The organism is Exiguobacterium sp. s22 (genome assembly GCF_018617455.1).
GTDB lineage: Bacteria > Bacillota > Bacilli > Exiguobacteriales > Exiguobacteriaceae > Exiguobacterium.
Window position 1 is genome coordinate 201274 of record NZ_JACSKD010000004.1, and the last position, 22562, is coordinate 223835.

A 22562-nucleotide genomic window follows, 5' to 3' on the forward strand; every position below is an offset into this window, starting at 1 on the left:
ACCACAGAAGGGGTGTATCGAATGTTCAAATTTAACGAGGAAAAGGGGCAACTCAAGTGCTCGTTTTGCGGAAAATCGCAAGAACAAGTTCGTAAGTTAGTCGCTGGACCAGGTGTATACATTTGCGATGAGTGTATCGAACTTTGTAATGAAATCGTTGAGGAAGAGCTCGGTGTAGAGGAAGAAGTCGAATTCAAAGACATTCCAAAACCACAAGAGATTCGTAACATCCTAGACGATTATGTTATTGGTCAAGACCGTGCGAAACGTGCGCTTTCGGTAGCTGTCTATAACCACTATAAACGAATCAACGCCGGTGGCCGTTCGGATGATGTCGAACTCGCGAAGTCGAACATCGTCATGATTGGACCAACAGGTAGCGGGAAGACGCTTCTTGCCCAAACGATGGCTCGCGTCTTGAACGTCCCATTCGCAATCGCGGATGCGACGAGCTTGACGGAAGCAGGTTACGTTGGGGAAGACGTCGAGAATATCTTGCTCAAATTGATTCAATCAGCTGACTATGATGTCGAGAAGGCTGAAAAAGGAATCATTTATATCGATGAAATCGATAAGATTGCCCGTAAGTCTGAAAACCCATCGATTACGCGTGACGTATCCGGTGAAGGCGTTCAGCAGGCACTTCTTAAAATTCTTGAGGGCACGACAGCGAGCGTACCGCCACAAGGTGGTCGTAAGCATCCGCATCAAGAATTTATCCAAATCGATACGACAAACATTCTCTTCATCGTCGGTGGTGCATTCGCCGGCATCGAATCGGTCGTCAAACGCCGTATCGGGAAGAAAGTCATCGGTTTCGGAAATGATCAAGAGAATCGCGAGTTGACGCAAGAAGACTTGCTCGCCCGCGCACTTCCTGAAGACCTTCAAAAATTCGGGTTGATTCCTGAGTTCATCGGTCGTTTGCCAGTCATGGCGACACTCACGACACTCGATGAGGAAGCACTCGTTGAAATCTTGACGAAGCCGAAAAATGCCCTCGTTCGTCAGTACGAGAAAATGCTCGAACTTGACGATGTGGAATTATCGTTCACAGACGAGGCATTGATCGAAATCGCCAAACTTGCGATTAAACGTAAGACTGGCGCGCGCGGTCTCCGCTCGATTATCGAAGAAATGATGCTCGATGTGATGTTCACCGTCCCATCGCGTGACGATATCGAGAAAGTCATCATTACGGATGAAACGATTACGGGTCTTGCCGGTCCGAAATACGTCCTTCGTGATGGTACTGTCGAACAGACAGGGGACAACAAAGAGACAGCATAATTTGTTAACGAAGAAGGCTCAAACACTCGGCACATCCGAGTTTTGGGCCTTTTTGCACAGGAGGCGTTGTATATGGAAAAATTACCAATCCTTCCTTTGCGAGGAGTCGTCGTCTATCCGCTCATCGGTGTGACCATCGATGTCGGACGCCCGTTATCCCTTCGGGCGCTCCTTGCCGCAAAGGAGCATGAAACAGATTTGATTGTTGTGACGCAAAAAGAAACAGGGAACGAGTCACCGGAACCAGAAGACCTATACACGGTTGGAACGCGTGTCCACATTGCGAAGATGAGTGAATTGTCGAACGAGACCATTCGGGTTCGAATCGTCGGGAAAGAGCGCGTCCGTGTCGACTCGGTCGAATCGACAGATGAAGGATGGTTCGCCAATATCGAGCCGGTCGAACTCGCAGAAGGGGAAGAGGTCGAACGTACGGCACTCGTCCGTCTGTTAAAAGAACAGTTCGGAAAACTCGTCGCAAACATTAAGGGCATGTCGCCAGATGAGCGTCGTCGTTTCGAAATGTATGAGCGGCTTGAATCACTCACGGACTATATCACGTCAAAACTTGATGTCGACGTCGAGCTTCGCCAAGCGATGCTTGAAGAAGCAGATGCCGTCAAACGAGGACTTGAGCTACTTGAAATCATCGCCCACGAGGTCGAAGTGATTGAGCTTGAGCAAGAAATGCGCGAACGGACGAAGAAATCGATTGAACAGTCACAGCGCGAGTATTACTTACGAGAACAGATGAAGACGATTCAACAAGAACTCGGAGACCAGACGCAAGAGTCGGAACCGAACCGTCTTCGTGAGAAGTTAGAAGCGCTCGACTTGCCGGAAACGACACGAAAGAATGTCATGCGTGAAGCGGAACGGTTGAACGTCGTGCCACAAACGTCGCCAGAGTATGCGGTCATTCGTAATTACCTCGACTGGGTCGTGTCTCTTCCGTGGGGCATCGAAACGGATGATAAGCTTGACGTGAAACATGCGGCAGACGTCCTTGACGATGACCATTACGGCTTAGAATCCGTGAAAGACCGCATCCTCGAATACCTGGCCGTCCGTCAGTTGACGAACTCGCTTCGTGGACCGATCCTCTGTCTCGCCGGACCTCCAGGGGTCGGGAAGACGTCGCTCGCCCGCTCGATCGCGTCGGCACTTGACCGTCATTTCGTCCGTGTTTCGCTCGGTGGGGTGCGCGATGAGGCGGAAATCCGTGGGCACCGTCGCACGTATATCGGGGCGATGCCAGGACGAATCATCCGTGGGTTGAAGCAAGCGGAAAGCAAGAACCCGGTCTTCTTGCTCGATGAGATCGACAAGATGGCATCTGACTTTAGAGGAGACCCGGCGTCAGCCATGCTCGAAGTGCTCGACCCGGAACAAAACGTCTCGTTCTCGGACCATTACATCGAAGAACCGTTCGATTTGTCGAACGTCCTCTTCATCGCGACGGCGAACGATGTCTCGCAAATCCCGGCCCCACTCCTTGACCGGATGGAACTCATCCAAATCGGTGGGTATACGGAACTTGAAAAAGTAGAGATTGCGAAGCGCCATTTGGTACCGAAACAACTGACAGAGCATGGGTTGAAGAAGAGTCAATTGACGATTAAAGAAGATGCGCTCTATGAAGTCGTGCGCCGCTATACACGTGAAGCCGGCGTCCGGAACTTAGAACGCGTCATCGGTTCGCTTTGCCGAAAAGCAGCGAAACAAATCGCTATCGGTGAGAAGAAACGCGTCACGATTTCGAAAAAAGCCATCATCACGTATCTCGGAAAACCGAAGTACCGTTATGGAAAAGGGGAGACCGAGGACTCGATTGGTGCAGTGACAGGTCTTGCCTATACGGCGTTCGGTGGAGACACGCTCACGATCGAAGTGGCACTCGCTCCAGGGAAAGGTAAACTTCAGTTGACGGGTAAACTCGGGGACGTCATGCAGGAGTCGGCACAGACTGCGTATAGCTATGTCCGTGCGAATGCAGAGCGGTTCGGGATCGACCCGACATTTTACGAGCGACAAGACATCCACATTCACGTGCCAGAAGGTGCCGTTCCGAAAGATGGTCCGTCAGCCGGGATCACGATTGCAACAGCACTCATTTCCGCGTTGACCGGGAAAAAAGTCCATCGTGACGTCGGAATGACCGGGGAGATCACGCTCCGTGGACGTGTCTTACCAATCGGTGGATTGAAAGAAAAAGCGCTCGCTGCTCACCGGGCCGGGTTGACGACCATCGTCATTCCGAAAGATAATGAGCGAGACATCGATGACATTCAAGAGACGGTACGTGAGAAATTGACGTTCGTTCCCGTGACGACACTCGATGAAGTACTAGATGTAGCATTTGGAGGAAATTAAATGAAGATCAACAAAGCAGAGTTCGTGACGAGTGCCGTCGCGCCAGACCATTATCCGGTCCATGAGTTGCCGGAAGTGGCACTTGCGGGACGCTCGAACGTCGGGAAATCGTCGTTCATCAATAAAATTTGCCAACGGAAGGCGCTCGCACGGACGTCTTCGAAACCAGGGAAGACTCAGACCCTCAACTTCTTCAACATCAATGATGAAATCATGTTCGTTGACGTTCCAGGATACGGTTACGCGAAAGTATCGAAGACGGAACGTGAGAAGTGGGGCGTCATGATGGAGCAATACTTGACGAGCCAGGAAGCGCTTCGCGGCGTCGTCTTGCTCGTTGATATCCGTCATGAACCGACGGGCGATGATGTGACGATGTACAACTTCTTGAAACATTATGAGATTCCAGTCATCGTCGTGGCGACGAAACTCGATAAAATCAAGAAGAGTCAGCGTCAAAAACATGAGGCGGCGGTGAAACGCAAGCTTCAATTCGATCCATCTGACCGTTTTGTCGCCTTCTCAGCCGAGACGGCAGAAGGAAAAGACGAGGCGTGGAAAGCGATTTACGCACTCATCACAGAAGGCGAATAAGGAGAAGGCGAAGGGATTCCTTCGCCTTTTTGTTTTTGTCAGCCCGCAAGCGGGTAATTATCGTATAATCATAGTTAGTACATAGTCATCATCGTAAACGAGGTGGAGAAATGCAACGCATGTTTGAAAACAAATGGTATCGCGCCCTCTTTTGGACGCTGACCATCTTTTTAGTCATTTGGGTCGGGACACAGATCTCATTCGTGTTTGAACCGATTCAAGTTATTTTGGCACTCGTCACGGTTCCGCTTATTGTGGCCGGACTCTTCTTTTATTTCCTGGTCGGGTTTGTCGATTTCTTAGAGAAACGCTTAAAAGGGAAGAGAACACTAGCTGTAGCCATCACACTGATCGGACTCGTGCTTATTTTTACACTTGTCTTCAGTATTCTCGGACCGGTTTTAGGCGAACAAATCACGTCGCTCGTCAACGCTATGCCGAGTATCGCAAAAGAACTTCAGAAACAGGCGTTCGCTGTCCGTGACACGTTGCTACAAAATGAGTTCTTTGCACGCTTCATGGCAGAAAATGACGAGATGTTCCGTAACTTGACGACGAACATCACGTCATACTTAGGTAATCTGTTCGGAAATATCGCCTCGTCATTTGGGCAAGTCGTCGGGTTCGTGACGTCAGCGGTCATTACCATTGTCGTCATTCCATTCATGCTCTTGTATATGTTACTCGACGGGAAACGATTGCCGGATGCCATCGTCAAATTGTTGCCATCGAGCTATGAGAAAGAGACACGTCACATCTTGCATGACATGCACGAGACGGTGCGGAGCTACGTCAATGCACAGTTGCTCGTCGCATTCTTCGTCGGAATCACGTCACTGATCGGTCTATGGATCGTCGGTGTAGATTATGCCATCTTGCTCGCACTCTTTATGATGGTAACAAATATCATCCCTTACGTTGGACCGTTCCTAGGGGCTGCACCGGCAGTGGTCGTGGCATTCATTCAAGATCCTATCAAGGTATTATGGGTCATCGTTGTCATCATCGTCGTGCAACAAATTGAGTCGAACGTCATCTCGCCACTCATTCAAGGGAAGTCGTTAAAAGTACACCCGCTCACGATTATCATCGTCTTGCTCGTGGCAGGAAATTTGGCCGGTATCATCGGAATGCTCATCGCTGTACCGTTTTATGCGGTCGCCAAAACGGTTGTCCAGAATATCGTTCGCATCTATAAATTACGAGAACGTGAGCATTATTTAGACAAAGAGGAGCCCGAGAGTCCGATTATTACGGACCCGAACTCGCCAAATCCATAAGAAAAAAAGGTAGGAATGGAGTTTCGCCATTTCTACTTCTTTTTGTCACAAAAAGTTCTTATTTTATTTCAGGAAAATCAAACAGAAGATTATAGTTACCAGATAAGAACTGTTATAATGTACGGTAGAGATTGAAAAAAGAAGAGACAACCGTCGGTGGATTTTAGATGAGGGGAAGAGATACATGCATATTGTCGTCGTTGGACTAAATAACAAGACAGCCCCTGTCGCGATTCGGGAGCAGTTCTCGTTTGGGGAGCAAGAAATCGTGGATGCGATGATTGCACTTCGCGAAGAGAAGAGCATTTTCGAGTCGGTTATTTTGTCTACGTGTAACCGGACGGAGCTATACGTCGTGACGGACCAACTCCATACGGGTCGTTATTACACGAAACGTTTTTTGGCGAACTGGTTCGATTTAGAGATGGAACAGTTCACGCCATACTTGTCGATTCGAGAAGGAGAAGAGGCGATTCGCCACTTATTCCGTGTCACATCTGGACTCGACTCGATGATCATCGGGGAAACACAAATTTTAGGTCAAGTGAAGACGAGTTTCTTCCGCGCTCAAGAGCATGGAACGACAGGAACGGTCTTCAACAAATTATTCAAAGAAGCGGTCACACTCGCCAAGCGCGCCCATACGGACACGCAAATTGGGGAAATGTCTGTATCAGTCAGTTCGGCTGCCGTGACGCTTGCGCAAGAGATGTACCAACAGCTTGAAGACAAACAAGTCGTCGTCGTCGGAGCCGGTGAAACGGGTGAATTGACGACACTCAACTTGTTTGAGGCGGGCGCCAAACAAATCGCCGTCTTTAACCGGACGGAAAGTAAGGCGAAGGCGGTTGCGGACAAGTTCCAAGGTCGTGCCCATTCAATTCGTGAAATCGCATGCGGATTACTCGATGCGGATATTTTAATCAGTTCGACAGGGGCGAAAGACGCCGTCATCGGATATGACGATGTGGCAGCTGCACAATTGTTACGCCGTGAACGTCCACTCTTGCTCATTGACATCGCTGTGCCGCGAGATATCGATCCAGCGGTCGCGACACTTCCGGGTGTTCATTTATTCGATGTCGATGATTTGAATGGAATCGTCAACAAGAATCTTGAGGCACGTCTCGTCGAGGCTGAAAAGATTGAAATGAAAATCGATGAAGCGATTCAAGAGTTCCAAACATGGCTCGTCACGCTCGGCGTCGTCCCGATCATGAATGAGTTACGTGCCCGTGCCCTTGATATTCAAGAAGACACGATGACGAGTCTAGAGCGTAAGCTCGATCACTTGTCGGCACGTGACAAGAAAGTCATCGGGAAGCATATGAAGTCGATTATCAACCAAATGCTTCGTGACCCAATCGATTATATTAAGGACGCAGCGGCTCAGCCGGATGCGAACGTTCGGATCGCTCAATTCATCGAGACGTTCGGACTCGATGTCGAGTTGCCGGAACAACCTGTAGACGAAATGGAAGAAACGGATGCTACTTCGGCTAAAGCACCACTTCGCGCATTGATGCGCTAACAAGACAAAAAGGCGACGTGTGTCGCCTTTTTCTATGAAGGAGAGATTGAACATGCGGAAAATCATTGTCGGCTCACGCCGTTCCCAACTCGCCATGACTCAAACGAAATGGGTCATCGAGCAATTGAAGCAAGCTGGAGCACAAAACGAGTTCGAGATTAAAGAAATCGTGACGAAAGGGGACCAAATCGTCGACGTACAATTGTCGAAGGTCGGTGGGAAAGGTCTGTTCGTCAAAGAGATTCAACAACAGATGCTCGATGGGGACATCGATTTCGCCGTACACAGTATGAAAGACGTTCCGGCTGAACTTCCGGAGGAACTCTATATCAGCTGTATGCCAAAACGTGTCGACGCGCGTGACGTCCTCATCTGTGAGAACGGCTACACGTTCGAGACGCTTCCGAAAGGTTCGATTGTTGGAACGAGCTCACTCCGTCGTGGTGCTCAAATCTTGGCGGCACGTCCTGACCTTGAGATTCAATGGATCCGTGGAAACATCGACACACGTCTGAAGAAGTTAGACTCTGAGAACTACAACGCCATCTTGCTCGCAAAAGCCGGGCTCGAACGGATGGGGTGGACGGATCGTGTCGATTTTGAAGCGCTCGACCCAGACGTTATGGTACCGGCTGTCGGACAAGGCGTACTCGCCATTGAAAGCCGCAAGAACGATGCAGAAGTGACTTCAGTGCTTCAATTGTTACACGATGATGTGACGGCAAAAGCTGCGACGGCGGAACGAACTTTCTTAAAAGCCATCGAAGGAAGCTGTCACGTCCCGGTCGGCGGTTACGCAACGGTCGACGGTGACGACGTGTCGCTCACAGGCCTCATCGCGTCAGTGGACGGGAAAGAAGTGCTTCGCGTGACGAAGACGTCAACGGACGGGGTCGCACTCGGACAAGCAGTCGCAGAAGAATTGCTCGGTCGTGGCGGACGTGAAATCCTCGCCTCGGTCAATGAGTGACGTCTGGTACACGGGAACGAAACGAATGACCGCTTCGCAACGAGCACGGCTCGAGGCGAGCGGTCTTTCCGTTCATCATGTCCCGCTCATTCAGACGAGAGAGACGCACATCCCACCACCCGTGGAACGATTCGATTGGCTCGTCGTGACGAGTCAAAACGCGGTGCCCGCCCTTCAAAATCTGACGCGGGACGTGAAAGTCGCCGCTGTCGGAGAGAAGACGAAACGGGCACTTGAAGCGGAAGGGTTTACCGTCTCACTCATGCCGGAGACGTATACGGGTGAGGCGCTCTTTGAGCAGTTACGCGATGTCGTTTCCGCCGATGAGGTCGTCTTGTTCGCACGTGGCAATTTGGCGAACACGAAGCACATGACGATGCTCTCTCACGTGCAGGACTGGGTCGTCTACGAGACGATTCCGTTGTCACTGACACCGGCGCAACAGCAACAACTCGAAACCGTAAAGGCGCTGCTCGTCTTGAGCCCGTCGGCCGTCGAGGCGCTCACACCACACTTGTCCCACTTCAACGGGACGTGGTACGCCATCGGTGAAGTGACCGAACGCGCCGTCCGACAAGTGTCGACGTTACCGGTACGAGTGCCAGAATGTTATACTATGGATGCATTAATACAGTGTGTAGGGGAGGATTTTTCATGAACCAGTTTGACCGTCACCGTCGTCTTCGCTCATCGAAGTCGATGCGTGCCCTCGTACGTGAAAATCATGTTCGAAAAGAAGATTTGATTTACCCGCTCTTCATCATTGAAGGGACTAACATTAAACGAGAAGTCAGCTCGATGCCTGGCGTCTTCAATTATTCACTTGACCGACTCGAAGAAGAGATCAAAGAAATCGTCGACCTCGGTCTCCAATCTGTGCTCTTGTTCGGCGTGCCGGAACATAAAGACCCAGAAGGCAGTGAAGCGTATCACGACCACGGCATCGTCCAAGAAGCGATCCGTAAAGTAAAAGAGTGGGCACCACAGCTCACGGTCATCGCCGATACGTGCCTCTGTGAATACACGTCGACGGGTCACTGTGGCCTTGTGAAGGACGGGGACGTCGATAACGACGCATCGCTTCCGCTTCACGTCCAGACAGCCATCACGCAAGCACAAGCGGGTGCCGATATCATCGCACCAAGCTCGATGATGGACGGATTCGTCGCAGCTATCCGTGAAGGTCTCGACCAGAACGGATTCAGCCACATCCCAATCATGAGCTACGGCGTCAAATATGCGTCTGCGTATTACGGACCGTTCCGTGACGCTGCTCAGTCAGCTCCAGGGGAAGGCGACCGTAAAGGGTATCAGATGGACCCGGCGAACCGTCGTGAGGCGTTCCGTGAGTCACAATCAGACGTGGAACAAGGTGCCGACTTCATGATCGTCAAACCGGCTCTCGCGTTCATGGACATCATCCGTGACATGCGCGACTCACTCGATATGCCAATCGTGGCGTATAACGTGAGCGGAGAGTACGCGATGATCAAAGCCGCGTCACTCAACGACTGGGTCGACGAAGAACGCATCGTCATGGAGACGATGGTCGGATTCAAACGTGCCGGTGCCGATCTCATCGTCACGTATTTCGCAAAAGACGTCTGTCGCTATTTGGAAGGAGACTACGCATGACATACAACCAAACGCGCTCACAAGAAGCGTTCGAACAAGCCCGTCCGCTCATGCCAGGCGGTGTCAACAGTCCGGTCCGTGCCTACAAATCGGTCGGCATGACGCCGATCTTCGCCGAACGCGGTGAAGGTTCACGTGTCTATGACATCGACGGCAACGAGTATATCGATTACGTCCTCTCATGGGGACCACTCATCCTCGGTCACCGTGACCCGGTCGTCACGAAAGCGATTCAAGAACAAGCCGAAAAAGGTTGGACGTTCGGGACGCCGACTGAGCTTGAGACGAAGATGGCAGAACTCGTCATCGACCGCGTCCCGTCAATCGAGATGGTCCGTATGGTCAACTCGGGTACGGAAGCGACGATGGCGGCACTTCGCCTCGCACGCGGCTATACCGGGAAGACAAAGATTTTGAAATTCGAAGGATGTTACCATGGACACGGTGACTCGCTTCTCATCAAAGCCGGGTCTGGTGTGGCGACGCTCGGTCTCCCGGACTCACCAGGGGTACCGAAAGAACTCGCGAGCCATACGCTCACGGTTCCTTACAATGACTTAGATGCAGTCCGCGTCGCCTTTGAGAAATACGGTGACGACCTCGCTGGCGTCATCGTCGAACCGGCCGCAGGAAACATGGGCTTCGTGCCACCACAACCAGGATTCCTCGAAGGACTCCGCGAGATCACGGAACAAAACGGCGCGCTTCTCATCTTTGATGAGGTCATGACGGGCTTCCGTGTCGGGTACAACTGTGCACAAGGGTACTTCGGTGTCACACCGGACCTCACATGTCTCGGGAAGGTCATCGGTGGTGGACTTCCGGTCGGTGCATACGGTGGGAAACGTGAAATCATGGAACAAATCGCACCGCAAGGTCCGATCTATCAAGCAGGTACGCTCTCGGGTAACCCACTCGCGATGATTGCCGGTTACACGACACTCTCGCAACTCAAACCGGAGCACTACGCGGATTTCGAGCGTAAGGCAGACCGTCTCGCGGAAGGCTTCACGCAGGCCGGTGAGAAATACAATATCCCACACGACACGAACCGTGCCGGCTCGATGTTCGGTTTCTTCTTCACAAACGAGAAAGTAACAAATTTCGAGAAAGCGAAATCGGCAAACCTCGAGATGTTCCGTTCGTACTATCAGAAGATGGCTGCGCGAGGCGTATTCTTGCCACCTTCACAGTTCGAAGGATTGTTCCTCTCGACGGCTCATACGGATGAGGATATCGAGAAGACGATCGCAGCGGTCGAGGCGACGTTCAAGGAGCTTCAAGAAGAGTTTTCACTCTAATCTTGACTGCTGACGTTTCTGTCGCTACAATTATTTAACAGATACGATGAAAAGCATTGATGAGGAGTAGTACGCAACCTCCATTCCTTTTAGAGACGCGACCGCTTGGTGAAAGGTTGCGAGGGATGGACGCGGAAGTCGCCTCGGAGCTGACTTTCTGAACAGAGTAGGAAAGTTCGGTCTATCGACCGTTATTCGATTTTGAGGGCGCCACTTGTTGGCGAACTAAGGTGGTACCGCGGAAGATCACGGCTTCTTTCGTCCTTAGCGTATAGGACGAGAGAAGCCGTTTTTGTGTTCATTATTATATAGAGGAGGCGCCCCACATGGCCCATGAGACAAATGAAATCACCATGCCGACGAAGTACGACCCAAGTGCGACAGAGTCAAAATGGTACGACTACTGGTTAGAGAACGATGTATTTAAAGCAGACGAGGACGATTCGAAACAACCGTACACAATCGTCATCCCACCACCGAACGTTACGGGGAAACTTCACCTCGGGCACGCATGGGACACGACGCTCCAAGACTTGTTGACACGCCTCAAGCGCATGCAAGGTTATGACGTGCTCTGGCTCCCAGGGATGGACCACGCAGGAATCGCGACACAGGCGAAAGTTGAACAAAAGCTTCGTGAAGAAGGCGTGATGCGTTACGACCTCGGACGTGAAAAGTTCCTCGAGAAGACGTGGGAATGGAAAGACGAGTACGCGAAGACGATTCGCGACCAATGGTCAAAACTCGGTCTCGGTCTCGATTACTCGCGTGAGCGCTTCACACTCGACGAAGGGCTCTCAAAAGCCGTTCAAGAAGTATTCGTCCGTTTGTATGAAAAAGGCTTGATCTACCGTGGCGAATACATCGTCAACTGGGACCCGGCTCAAAAGACAGCCGTTTCGGATATCGAGGTCATCTATCAAGAAGTCGAGGGTGCGTTCTATCACATGAAGTATCCACTCGCTGACGGCTCAGGTCACATCGAAATCGCAACGACACGTCCAGAGACGATGCTCGGGGATACGGCGGTTGCCGTCAACCCGAAAGATGAGCGTTACACACACCTCATCGGTAAGACGATCATGCTCCCAATCATGAACCGTGAGATTCCAATCGTTGCAGACGACTACGTGGATATGGAGTTCGGTACAGGTTGCGTGAAGATCACGCCAGCCCATGACCCGAACGACTTTGAAATCGGAAACCGTCACGAGCTTCCACGCATCCTCGTCATGGACGAAGGCGGGAAGATGAACGAGAATGCTGGTAAGTACGAAGGGCTCGACCGTTTCGAATGCCGCAAGCAACTCGTGAAAGACCTTGAGGCGGACGGCACACTCGTGAAGATTGAACCGCACACGCACTCGGTCGGTCACTCAGAGCGTTCAGGCGCAGTCATCGAGCCATACCTTTCGAAACAATGGTTTGTTGACATGGAGCCACTCGCAAAAGCGGCACTCGAAGCACAAGGAAACGACGACACGAAAGTCAACTTCGTCCCAGAGCGCTTCGAAGGCACATACCTCCGTTGGATGGAGAACATCCGCGACTGGTGTATCAGCCGCCAACTTTGGTGGGGCCACCGCATCCCGGCTTGGTACCATAACGAGACAGGTGAAGTATATGTAGGAAAAGAGGCGCCAACGGACAGTGAGAACTGGACACAAGACGAAGACGTCCTCGACACATGGTTCTCGTCAGCACTCTGGCCGTTCTCAACGATGGGCTGGCCAGATACGGACGCACCGGACTTCAACCGTTACTTCCCGACGAGCGCGCTCGTTACAGGATACGACATCATCTTCTTCTGGGTATCACGGATGATCTTCCAATCACTCGAGTTCACAGGGAAGCAACCGTTCAATGACGTCCTCATCCACGGTCTCATCCGTGACTCGGAAGGACGCAAGATGTCGAAATCACTCGGTAACGGCGTTGACCCGATGGAAGTCATCGACCAGTACGGAGCCGATTCACTCCGTTGGTTCCTCCTCACAGGGTCGACACCAGGGAACGACCTTCGTTTCTATTGGGAGAAGATCGAGTCGACATGGAACTTCGCGAACAAGATTTGGAACGCAAGCCGTTTCGCACTCATGAACATGGATGGACTTAAAGTCGAAGACATCGACCTCACAGGTAAGAAGACGCTTGCCGACAAGTGGATCTTGACGCGCTTGAACGACACGATCGACCAAGTGACACGCCTCGTCGACAAGTACGAGTTCGGTGAAGCCGGTCGTTACTTGTACAACTTCATCTGGGAAGAGTTCTGTAACTGGTACATCGAGATGGCGAAACTCACACTCTATGGTGAGGACGAAGCAGCGAAGCACACGACACGTTCGGTCCTCGCGCATACGCTCGATTCGATCATGCGTCTCATGCACCCGTTCATGCCGTTCCTTACAGAGGAAATTTGGCAGCACTTGCCGCACGAAGGCGATTCAATCGTTCGTGCAAGCTACCCGACGCGTCGTGACGACCTTCACTTCGCCGATTCGGTTCCAGCGTTTGAAGCTGTGATGAACGTCATCCGCTCGGTTCGTAACATCCGTGCCGAAGTGAACGCACCGATGTCGAAACCGATCCAGCTCTTCATCTCGACGAGCGACGATGCGACACAAGGTTACTTGAGCGCGAACGAGATGACAATCGGCAAATTCACGAATGCGACAGAGCTTGAAATCGGACGTGGTCTCACGGCTCCGGACAAGTCGATGTCCGCGATCATGACGGGAGCGGAGCTCTTCATCCCGCTCGCAGATCTCATCAACTTCGAAGAAGAAATCGCCCGTCTTGAAAAAGAAGTGGCGAAGTATGAGAAAGAAGTCGAGCGCGTCCAGAAGAAACTCGGAAACCAAGGCTTCATCGCCAAGGCACCGGCTCACGTCATCGACGAAGAAAAAGCAAAAGAAAAAGATTACCTCGACAAACGTGACGCGGTCCGCGCCCGTTTGGAAGAGTTGCGTAAGTAAGACATGGACCTTCTTTGGAGATTAATTCTCTGAAGAAGGTTTTTTTGTATTTTGGTAGAATTTGGAGAGATGGACGGAGAAAGGGGATATGAGATGAAACGACTTGGGGTAATATGTGTTCTTATGTTGGGACTGGCTGGATGTACACCATCAGAAGAGACGGAGTCTGTGGAGAAGGCAGATGTGGAAGCGGTAGAACAGGAGGGAGTGATTGATGAATCGCAATTCCCCGACGTAGACGTGACAGGGACGACGATTGCCGAAGTACAACCAGGGACAGAACGGGTCGCGGACGCGGTCGTGGAACAAATCACCCTTCAATATGAAGATGGCTCGACAAGACAGTTGTCGAAGGATCACATTATAACGGAGACGATGGTCGGGGGAATCGGTTTAGTTGCGATGACCGTCCCTGACCGTGAGAACCCGTTTGGTGTATTCATTCATGATGAAAGAAATGGATGGGCGCAGCGTGGCATGCAACGTTTCGGGATTCCAGAGACATCATCAGCGTTCGTTCACGGATTAGATCTTCCTAATAAAGAGATGGAGGCCATCAGCTCTGATTATTCAGGTAGCGATTGGCCGGTGAAGCTTTGGACGTTATATGATGAGACACGCCTCATCAGTATCATTGCGACGGATTCTTTCACTGAAGTAGAAGGGGAGATGTCGGAACAGCCAGAACCGTATGTATTGGAGCAATCGTACGGGAACGGCTTATACTATTTAACCCAAGGCAAACTGATTATCGTGACAGGAAATATCTCGGAAGAAGAGTTGTTGGCACTCGCTGATTCGTTACCGGAACCTTCGTCTGTATCGTTTCCTTTTCGGGATTCAGAATAATATTAAGACCCGAGCGTCAAGAGCGACGTTCGGGTCTTGTTTGTACGAGCGACCAGACGATGACTCCAATCACCAATAGCATCGGGAGTTGGGTATATAATGGGGTCGTGAAACCGATTCGAAACAGATGGACGATGTACGTGGAATATAGAACCGTACCAATAACCAAGAGAGCAATATAGATGCGTCTCATGCCTCTTCCTCTTCACTCCAAAACGGCAGCAAACGGCCTGTTGTGATGTAGTATGAAGACGTGAAAAGAAGACCGATGGCCACACCAGTCAACTGTGACTGAATCGGTTGGCCGACTAATGTTAGATATAGACTATACACTACGTAAGATGCTGAAGCGGTGATGAGGATCATCAACGGGATGAGTCCTTTCATTTTGTGTCACTCCATTCCAATTCACTCGAATATTTTATGAACTACTTTCTAATACGATAAATCGATGAGATAGGTTTCAAAAAAACCATCTCGCAAAAGCGAGATGGTTCACGTGCCACAAAACGTTTGATACGGATACGTTCGTGGTGGACCTGCCGATACGTATTCAGACGGTTGATCGTAGTTATAAGGGTCACGTAAAATCGTGAGTAGCGCCTCGGTCGGACCGAAGTCGCCTCGTTCTGCCGCTTGGATTGCTTTTTCGACATGATGATTTCGAGGAATGACGGCCGGGTTGTATTGGCGCATGATTCGACTGACGTCCTCGTCCGGGAGACCTTGCTCACTCAAACGTTTTCGCCAAGCGTCAATCCACGCCTTCCCGTCTTCCCGAGTTGCGAATGGGAGCGATTCAATCACACCGAGCGTCAACGAGCGGAACGTATTCGTATAATCTGCCTCCGTCTCTACCATCAACCGAAGCAGTTCATCCGTTAGCACATCGTCACCATCTTTTCGGACGAATACGCCAATCTTATGCGCGAGTCCGGTATAGTACGCTTCTTTATACAACTCCGTATAGCGGGTGAGCTGTTTGTTCGCCACATCGACCGCTTCTTCTTTCGTTTCGCCAAGGAGCGGCAATAAAGTTTCTGCCAGTCGGGCGAGGTTCCAAGATCCGATGTACGGTTGGTTTCCGTAGGCATATCGTCCTTCTCGGTCAATCGAGCTGAAGACCGTCTCCGGATGATACGTGTCCATGAACGCGCATGGACCATAATCGAGCCCTTCTCCACTAATGAACATATTGTCCGTATTCATCACCCCGTGAATGAACCCGACGAGTTGCCAGTTGGCAATCAGTCTCGCCTGTCTTTCGACGACGCGTCCGAGGAACTGCTCGTAGCGATTAGGCGCATCCATCAAGTCAGGGTCATGACGTTTGATCGCAAACTCCGCGAGCGAAATGACGTCATCGATGGAGCCGGCGCCTGCCGCGAATTGGAACGTCCCGACACGAAGATGACTTGAGGCGACCCGAGTCAGGATCGCTCCGTGCTTCGGACCTTGACGCATGATGGCTTCCCCTGTCTGAACAACGGAGAGTGCCCGGTTCGTCGGGATGCCGAGAGCGTGCATCGCCTCGCTAATGATGAACTCGCGCACCATCGGGCCGAGTGCGGCCCGTCCGTCGCCACCCCTAGAATACTCTGTCGGTCCAGAACCCTTCAGTTGCACATCAACACGCTTCCCGTTCGGAGTCACAAGTTCCCCGAGCATGAGGGCGCGTCCGTCCCCAAGCATCGTCAAGTTGCCGAATTGGTGTCCGGCGTATGCTTGAGAGAAAGACGTCTCGGTTTGACGATTGCCGGCAAGTAAAGCGATGTCTTGATTGACACTTTGCGCTTCAAGGCCGAGCGAAGCGGCTAATGAATCGTTAAACAAGACGAGTGTCGGGTTGTCGACCGGATGGATGGGTCCGCGGTCGTAAAAAATATCACGTAGTTCGAGGTACGTCGCCTCGAAGTTCCAGTCAGTTGTCATGGCGCATGCCTCCTTCTTCGCTTCGAGTATAGCATAGACTGTTTTCCATAACGGCTGTCGTGAATTTTGATAAGATGAAACAGAAGTGTAAACAGTAGGAGTGTGGAAGATGAAGACGAGACAAGATGTATTCGATTGGTTGAGTGGACAGCTTCGCTTTGGGATCAAACCAGGTCTTGAGCGGATGAACTGGATGATTGAGCAGTTAGGGTTAGAAGAACGCCCATCCATCCATGTGGCCGGGACGAACGGAAAAGGGTCGACCGTCGCGTTTTTACGGGCGATGGCCATGGAGAACGGCTTATCCGTCGGCACATTCACGTCGCCTTATATCATTCAGTTCGAGGAGCGGATCATGTTGAACGGGGAACCGATTCCTGAAAACGCGCTCGTCGACGTGGCGAACCGTGTCAAAGCGTGTGCGGACGATGCGCCAGAGACGTTGACGGAGTTCGAACTCTTGACGATGATGGCATGGTGCTATTTTGATGACACACGTCCAGACTTGATCATTTGGGAAGTCGGTCTCGGGGGTCGTCTCGATTCGACGAACGTATTGAAGCAGCCACTCGCGACGATCGTCACGTCAATCGGACATGATCACCAAGGGATTCTCGGCGATACGCTTGAAGAGATTGCGATGGAGAAGTACGGCATCATGAAGCGTGACGTGCCGATGTTCCACAGTGTCAATGAGGAGAAGTTGATTGAATTGTTGCTTCAAAAAGGAGAAGACGTAGGCGCTTCGATTCATGATGTACGAACGCTTGTGTCAGAAATCGAGGACGGTTCTGAGACCGTTGTGACGTATGAGAATATGCCACCTGTCGTGCTCGGTTTGACGGGGCATCATCAAGCTTATAACGGAGCGTGTGCCGTGGCGGTAGCACGTCATTTCGGCTGGAGTGAGGACGCCATCCGAAGAGGGCTTGAGCGAGCGCAACATCCGGGTCGATACGAATTGGTATCAAAACGACCGCGTATCATTCTAGATGGGGCGCATAATCAAGAAGGCATCGAGGCGTTAGTTGTGCAAGCGAGACAAGAAAGAGACGTGACCGTGTTGACAGCGATTTTAGCAGACAAGGACCGTGACACAATGATTGACGCGCTGCAAGGGATTGGCGACGTTTATGAGACGACGTTTGATTTTCCACGTGCGAGAACGAAAGCACAACTAGAGAACGATGGGGCGCGCTTTGTCGAATGGAAAATGTGGCTACAGAATTGGGTCGAGTCACCGAAAAGCGAAACGTTGATTGTGACCGGGTCTCTTTATTTCATCAGTGATGTGAGATGTTTCCTAAGTTAAAACATTTACCTGATGTCAAAGAAATAGATGTATATTTTTTCAAGTGGGTGGGATAATTAGTAGTGAAGACTAAAAATAGGGAGGACTATACATTGCGTAAACTCATGCAATACATAGCGGTTCTCGTATTAATCATATCCATCATTCCACAGAGAGTAGTTGCGGAGACCAATCAACCGATGTTAAACGTATTGATTCTTCGTGATGCTTTTACTTCTTCGAAAGTACTTTCAGTTACTGAATACAATAACGCGGTGAAAACATATCGTGATTCACTGAATGTAAATACTGCGAAAGTGAATGCGCAGTTTATGACGATTAAACAATTTAACGCATCCCGTTTTCCGATGACGGGTGCATTCGATGCGGTCATGATTGGGAGCAGTCCTTTAACCGAGAAATATAAAAACGGGACGCTTGTCGTCAACTCGAAAAATCATGACACGACAAATCAAATGAACGATCTGACAGAGTTGAAAGCGACGGAACTGTTCAATACGATTGTCCGTGTCGGCTTGCCACTTCTGATACATGAGGATGCTGCGAACGGCGATACACAGTTAAAACGCTTGGCAGCCTATCAACGTGATTATGCAAACGTGAAAGTCTTTAATCAAAATGATCAACAGAATATTGATCGTGTGATGGCGCAGCAGTTGAATCAACTCACCGTTTCCCGTCCGAGATTTCAATCAACTGAAGTGAAATATAACAATCAGTCGATTAGCAATCAGACGATTCAAGTGAAAGACGGCGTCCGTTATCCAATCAACTTCGCGTACACTCTATCTCAACCACCAACTTCTTCGGCATTCGTAGAATTGTATATCGATTACGACCATAACGATCGATTTGATGCGGATGAAAAAGTCATTGAGCAACAGGCAAAAGAATCAGGAACGCTCAATTTCACGTTATCGCGTCCGACGTTTAGCGGACCGAAGAACTGGATGCTCGTCGTCAAGGATTCATTGACAGGGCGTGCGGACTATCGGAAGGGGAGTATTCTCTACCTCGATGAAAAAGTGAAAGCGAACATTTTGCAACTGACGGCAGGAACGGGGACGAACGGTCAAATCTCAAATTACCTTTCTGATATGTTGGTCGATTCATCTGGAAACTACGAATTTAAATTAACGAACGGTACAACGAGTCAGTTTGAGGGTGATACTTATGACCAGGCATTGCTCAATAACGACTACGATATGCTAATCTTTGGATTCCAAGATTCGTACAACGTTTATGGAAGTATGAATGCTGCTGCCACTGCGAAAGTCAAACGTTTCAGTGAAACAGGACAAGGCGTCATGTTGACGCACGATACGATTTTCCGTACGAATAGTTCGTCGTCACCGACGTCTGAGTGGGAACGTCAATTTGTGAATGCCGATCCTTCGCTGAATATCTCTGGTCAAAAAATGTATACGAACATGGGATTTGGCGCTCCTGAAACAACCAACAAGGCAGTAAAGGTACAGGATGGGATCTTCACATCCTATCCATATCGTCTTGATGATTCAATCAAAAATATCTCAAATACCCATAACCAGTATTTCACACTCGATTTGAACGATCCAGATGTCACGCCCTGGTACAACCTTTACTCAACAAGTGGAAATCGTGTATATGGAGATGCAAGCAACCATTACTACACGTATACAAAAAACAACTTCACCTATTCCGGTGCAGGGCACACGAACAAGTTCTCAGTAGAAGATGAGAAAAAAATCTTCATCAATACGATGTATCGCGCCTTTATCGGGGCGAATCATAAACCTTACAACGTGATTGAGTCCGTTAGTGATTCGAACCAGTCCTATACCTCTGCTGATTTAAAAGCTGGGACTGTTGAAGTGACTGCTGGACAAGACGTTAAATTGATGTGGCGACCGAGCGACTATGACTTCCAAGACTTGTTCCTCAACTCAACCATCACGTATAACGGGAAACAGGTCGCATTCGAAAACTTACGTAACTACGAAGTCAAAGAGTTTACGATTCCGGCAGCAGATGTTGTCGCAGACCGACCGATTGAAGTGAAAATTGAGACGTCCGATCAGCGGAATGCGAAGGTGATCGATACGTTCACCATTAACGTCAAACGAGCGGAGAATGTTTCCGATTTGATTCAAGTGTCCCGTTCGATTGACCCGTCGACGATCAACTTATACGAAACGGGAACGATTCACTATCAAGTTCAATATCCGGAACGTTTCGACCGATTACCGAATCAGTTGGGCGATAAGTTTTTACGAGTGGATTTAACGACTTTCACAGAAAAACTGCCAAGCCAACTCGAAGTGGTGGCGATTCGGGATGCGAACGGAAATGAATATCCTGTCACGAACCCTAATGAAATCAAGTTACAGTTGAAACCAGATTTGTACTATGAACGAAACGGGAACACGAATATTTTCCTTCCGAACGATAGTGGAAATCGGACTGTAAAATTTGAAGTAGTCGTCCGAGCCATCGAGCCTTCTGCTTCACTCATCCAATTGAAAAAAGCAGACAATCAATTAACAACGTTGATTGAGTATTCGAAGAAGCAAGATCACATTTTAGATAAGCATAATGACTGGGATAAGGAACTAGAGGTTCAATCGTCATTCCCAGACTTGCTGATCAATATCGGGGCGCCGTACGCGTACGAAGCGAAAATTCCTGACGTCACGTTACAAATCGGGGCACAGCAGATTGTGAGTCCGACCATCACGGATGCGAAAGGCAACACCTTTACGAACCCGAAATGGAGTAGCTTAAAGTGGGAAATCGTTGATGCGAACGGTGTCGCGAGACTCGTCACCCAAGGAAATAATGCGATTGTGACCGGTTTGAAAACAGGAACTGCGAAATTGCGTTTGACAATCGATCCGGGCGATCAAAAACCCCTTGTCGTAGCAGAGTCGAAAATCAATGTCATCAGTCCGCCTGAGCAACTTACTATCCCGTCGACAGAACTGTATGTCGGTCAAACGACTACCGTCACACCAAGAGTCATGCCGGAAACGGCTCAATACAAATCAGTTCGTTATGTCGTTGAATCTGGGGATAGTGTGAAATTTGAACAAGTCGGAAACAACTTGAACATTGTTGGACTGAAACCAGGAACGACTCAGTTTAAGGCGACTGTGGATGTTGGTGACCTCTTCGGTGGATTAAATATCGCTACACCGAGCACCGTCTTTACCATCCAAGTCAAGGCACCATCCTTGAGCCAATCACCGAGCCAACTCGACCTTTGGGTATGGGATAGCTTGGACGAAGAAAAACGTGTAAATGAAGTCGCCTCGATTCAAGTGACCTCAACACCAACCGTATCCATTCCGTTTGAACGAATCGGGTCCATCCCATCCGCTCTGACGGTGACACAAAGTGCGACAGGATATGAATTACGTGCCAATCATGGCTACGGAAACAATGGTGTCGTGACAGACATTCCGATTCAGACGACATTCGATGACAATGCGTTACGAAATATTCGCTCCAATACATCGGTTGTCCGCGTCAACGAATACCCGAATCAATTGATGTCAAAAGACATGACAATCAATATTGGTGAAGGGGCGGCACCACGACCACCGTTCCTTGAGTACTGGCCAATGACTTCGACTTGGCGTGACTATCGCATGGAGATTGTATCCGGTGAAGAATATGTTCAAGTGAGCGGATCAGGAAAAGAGTTGATTCCAGTGAAACCGGGTGTGGCAAAAGTGGAAGTCTACACGACGCTTCCGGCTGGAAAACCGTTTGAGGCTGTGAAGGACACGTTTTATGTACGCATCATCCAAACGAATGCCTCAGGACAGGATGATGACCGTTATTAAGTGAATGGCAGAAAGTTGGCGAATGATGAATCGCAAGCGAATAATGATTGGCATCACCGGATTGATTCTCGTGATTGGATTGGGAGGGCTCCTGTACTGGAGTCAATCCCAACCCGAGCTTTCACAGTTATCCGGTGACGATTTAGTAAAAGAAGTGAATCAACGCTCTTCGGTGACAGAAGAAGAATTGACAGATTTACAGGCAAGAGAGGAATGGGAGGCCGTCCGACTTGTTTTAGAAGATCAAAAAGTTGTGCCGACAGCCGAACAGTTTGCTACAGCGGTGACGCTCGCGCCTCTAGACGTGATCGAAGCATACTTCGAGCAAGGGATTGACCCATTTGAAGCAGTGGAAGGGATGCCCGTCATCACACCGTTGTTCAGTGCGAACGGTAGTCCGGATCAATGGAAGCTAGCGATGCGTTACGTTGAAGATGAAAGACTACTTGGCATTGCGGTCGACTCGTTGAATTTCGAGGCGGTCAAAGAACTACTCGGGCAAGGCTATACAATTCAAGATACCGAATCGGTGCTGTTGCAACCGGTGCGTCATAATCAGGTCGAATTGACGCAACTGCTTCTTGATCACGGCGCGCAATGGACGAAGGAAATGGAACAGACGGCCAAAGACTACAACTCGGACCTCATTCTAAAGATGGGGAACTAAAAAAATCGGCTTCTTCTCAATCA

General features: G+C 50.0%; 17 protein-coding genes and 1 other annotated feature. Of the genes, 14 read left to right on the forward strand and 3 right to left on the reverse strand.

The window, feature by feature from the left end; genetic code table 11:
- Window positions 1–21 precede the first annotated feature (21 nt).
- The 11 genes from clpX to KNO94_RS09080 all read left to right on the forward strand — a co-directional run bounded on the left by clpX (window position 22) and on the right by KNO94_RS09080 (window position 14801).
- Complete coding sequence (clpX, locus tag KNO94_RS09030) at window positions 22–1290, forward strand: ATP-dependent protease ATP-binding subunit ClpX (RefSeq protein WP_214779017.1); 1269 nt, start codon at window positions 22–24, stop codon at window positions 1288–1290.
- A gap of 72 nt (window positions 1291–1362) precedes the next feature.
- Window positions 1363–3663: an endopeptidase La gene (gene lon / locus KNO94_RS09035; RefSeq protein ID WP_214779019.1), complete on the forward strand. Its 2301-nt coding sequence runs from the start codon at window positions 1363–1365 to the stop codon at window positions 3661–3663.
- Complete coding sequence (yihA, locus tag KNO94_RS09040) at window positions 3664–4257, forward strand: ribosome biogenesis GTP-binding protein YihA/YsxC (protein ID WP_211781493.1); 594 nt, start codon at window positions 3664–3666, stop codon at window positions 4255–4257.
- 110 nt (window positions 4258–4367) lie between these two features.
- Window positions 4368–5537 carry an AI-2E family transporter gene (locus KNO94_RS09045; protein ID WP_214779021.1) on the forward strand — a complete coding sequence of 390 codons (1170 nt, stop codon included), beginning with the start codon at window positions 4368–4370 and terminating at the stop codon, window positions 5535–5537.
- 184 nt (window positions 5538–5721) lie between these two features.
- On the forward strand, window positions 5722–7068 hold the full coding sequence (gene hemA / locus KNO94_RS09050; protein ID WP_214779023.1) for a glutamyl-tRNA reductase: 1347 nt from the start codon (window positions 5722–5724) through the stop codon (window positions 7066–7068).
- 52 nt (window positions 7069–7120) lie between these two features.
- The gene (gene hemC / locus KNO94_RS09055; RefSeq protein WP_214779025.1) at window positions 7121–8038 is read left to right on the forward strand and encodes a hydroxymethylbilane synthase; all 918 of its coding nucleotides are present in this window, start codon (window positions 7121–7123) and stop codon (window positions 8036–8038) included.
- The gene (locus KNO94_RS09060; RefSeq protein ID WP_251125897.1) at window positions 8031–8696 is read left to right on the forward strand and encodes a uroporphyrinogen-III synthase; all 666 of its coding nucleotides are present in this window, start codon (window positions 8031–8033) and stop codon (window positions 8694–8696) included. Before hemC ends, KNO94_RS09060 begins: the two co-directional genes overlap by 8 nt.
- Window positions 8693–9673, forward strand: coding sequence for a porphobilinogen synthase (gene hemB / locus KNO94_RS09065; protein ID WP_015881120.1), 981 nt, complete (start codon window positions 8693–8695; stop codon window positions 9671–9673). The genes KNO94_RS09060 and hemB overlap by 4 nt, the downstream gene beginning before the upstream one ends.
- Entirely contained in the window at window positions 9670–10974 is a 1305-nt protein-coding gene (gene hemL / locus KNO94_RS09070; RefSeq protein WP_214779027.1) for a glutamate-1-semialdehyde 2,1-aminomutase, read from the forward strand. The genes hemB and hemL overlap by 4 nt, the downstream gene beginning before the upstream one ends.
- A 47-nt stretch (window positions 10975–11021) precedes the next feature.
- Window positions 11022–11243, forward strand: a binding site (T-box leader).
- Between the two features lie 57 nt (window positions 11244–11300).
- Window positions 11301–13952: a valine--tRNA ligase gene (locus KNO94_RS09075; RefSeq protein ID WP_214779034.1), complete on the forward strand. Its 2652-nt coding sequence runs from the start codon at window positions 11301–11303 to the stop codon at window positions 13950–13952.
- 123 nt (window positions 13953–14075) lie between these two features.
- Window positions 14076–14801, forward strand: a complete 726-nt coding sequence (locus tag KNO94_RS09080) for a hypothetical protein (RefSeq protein ID WP_214779037.1) — start codon at window positions 14076–14078, stop codon at window positions 14799–14801.
- 16 nt (window positions 14802–14817) lie between these two features.
- Here the strand turns inward: KNO94_RS09080 and KNO94_RS09085 are convergent, their stop codons facing one another.
- The 3 genes from KNO94_RS09085 to KNO94_RS09095 all read right to left on the reverse strand — a co-directional run bounded on the left by KNO94_RS09085 (window position 14818) and on the right by KNO94_RS09095 (window position 16733).
- On the reverse strand, window positions 14818–14994 hold the full coding sequence (locus tag KNO94_RS09085; RefSeq protein WP_214779039.1) for a hypothetical protein: 177 nt from the start codon (window positions 14992–14994) through the stop codon (window positions 14818–14820).
- Window positions 14991–15188, reverse strand: coding sequence for a hypothetical protein (locus KNO94_RS09090; protein ID WP_214779041.1), 198 nt, complete (start codon window positions 15186–15188; stop codon window positions 14991–14993). The genes KNO94_RS09085 and KNO94_RS09090 overlap by 4 nt, the downstream gene beginning before the upstream one ends.
- Before the next feature lie 108 nt (window positions 15189–15296).
- Complete coding sequence (locus tag KNO94_RS09095; RefSeq protein ID WP_214779043.1) at window positions 15297–16733, reverse strand: protein adenylyltransferase SelO; 1437 nt, start codon at window positions 16731–16733, stop codon at window positions 15297–15299.
- 109 nt (window positions 16734–16842) lie between these two features.
- On the opposite strand from KNO94_RS09095, the gene KNO94_RS09100 reads away from it, so the two are divergent.
- The 3 genes from KNO94_RS09100 (at window position 16843) to KNO94_RS09110 (ending at window position 22539) form a co-directional block, all read left to right on the forward strand.
- The gene (locus KNO94_RS09100; RefSeq protein ID WP_214779045.1) at window positions 16843–18045 is read left to right on the forward strand and encodes a bifunctional folylpolyglutamate synthase/dihydrofolate synthase; all 1203 of its coding nucleotides are present in this window, start codon (window positions 16843–16845) and stop codon (window positions 18043–18045) included.
- Window positions 18046–18137: 92 nt separating this feature from the next.
- A complete protein-coding gene (locus tag KNO94_RS09105) occupies window positions 18138–21872 on the forward strand; it encodes a DUF5057 domain-containing protein (RefSeq protein WP_251125898.1) in 3735 nt (1244 codons plus the stop codon).
- A 4-nt stretch (window positions 21873–21876) separates the two neighbouring features.
- Window positions 21877–22539 (forward strand): ankyrin repeat domain-containing protein, encoded by a 663-nt coding sequence (locus KNO94_RS09110; protein ID WP_214779047.1) that lies wholly within the window; start codon window positions 21877–21879, stop codon window positions 22537–22539.
- Window positions 22540–22562 lie beyond the last annotated feature (23 nt).

Excerpts from the sequence above, each read along its gene's own strand:
- clpX (WP_214779017.1), top strand. The coding sequence starts at position 22 with ATGTTCAAATTTAACGAGGAAAAGGGGCAACTCAAGTGCTCGTTTTGC.
- lon (WP_214779019.1), top strand. The coding sequence starts at position 1,363 with ATGGAAAAATTACCAATCCTTCCTTTGCGAGGAGTCGTCGTCTATCCG.
- yihA (WP_211781493.1), top strand. The coding sequence starts at position 3,664 with ATGAAGATCAACAAAGCAGAGTTCGTGACGAGTGCCGTCGCGCCAGAC.
- KNO94_RS09045 (WP_214779021.1), top strand. The coding sequence starts at position 4,368 with ATGCAACGCATGTTTGAAAACAAATGGTATCGCGCCCTCTTTTGGACG.
- hemA (WP_214779023.1), top strand. The coding sequence starts at position 5,722 with ATGCATATTGTCGTCGTTGGACTAAATAACAAGACAGCCCCTGTCGCG.
- hemC (WP_214779025.1), top strand. The coding sequence starts at position 7,121 with ATGCGGAAAATCATTGTCGGCTCACGCCGTTCCCAACTCGCCATGACT.
- KNO94_RS09060 (WP_251125897.1), top strand. The coding sequence starts at position 8,031 with ATGAGTGACGTCTGGTACACGGGAACGAAACGAATGACCGCTTCGCAA.
- hemB (WP_015881120.1), top strand. The coding sequence starts at position 8,693 with ATGAACCAGTTTGACCGTCACCGTCGTCTTCGCTCATCGAAGTCGATG.
- hemL (WP_214779027.1), top strand. The coding sequence starts at position 9,670 with ATGACATACAACCAAACGCGCTCACAAGAAGCGTTCGAACAAGCCCGT.
- KNO94_RS09075 (WP_214779034.1), top strand. The coding sequence starts at position 11,301 with ATGGCCCATGAGACAAATGAAATCACCATGCCGACGAAGTACGACCCA.
- KNO94_RS09080 (WP_214779037.1), top strand. The coding sequence starts at position 14,076 with ATGTTGGGACTGGCTGGATGTACACCATCAGAAGAGACGGAGTCTGTG.
- KNO94_RS09085 (WP_214779039.1), bottom strand. The coding sequence starts at position 14,994 with ATGAGACGCATCTATATTGCTCTCTTGGTTATTGGTACGGTTCTATAT.
- KNO94_RS09090 (WP_214779041.1), bottom strand. The coding sequence starts at position 15,188 with ATGAAAGGACTCATCCCGTTGATGATCCTCATCACCGCTTCAGCATCT.
- KNO94_RS09095 (WP_214779043.1), bottom strand. The coding sequence starts at position 16,733 with ATGACAACTGACTGGAACTTCGAGGCGACGTACCTCGAACTACGTGAT.
- KNO94_RS09100 (WP_214779045.1), top strand. The coding sequence starts at position 16,843 with ATGAAGACGAGACAAGATGTATTCGATTGGTTGAGTGGACAGCTTCGC.
- KNO94_RS09110 (WP_214779047.1), top strand. The coding sequence starts at position 21,877 with ATGGCAGAAAGTTGGCGAATGATGAATCGCAAGCGAATAATGATTGGC.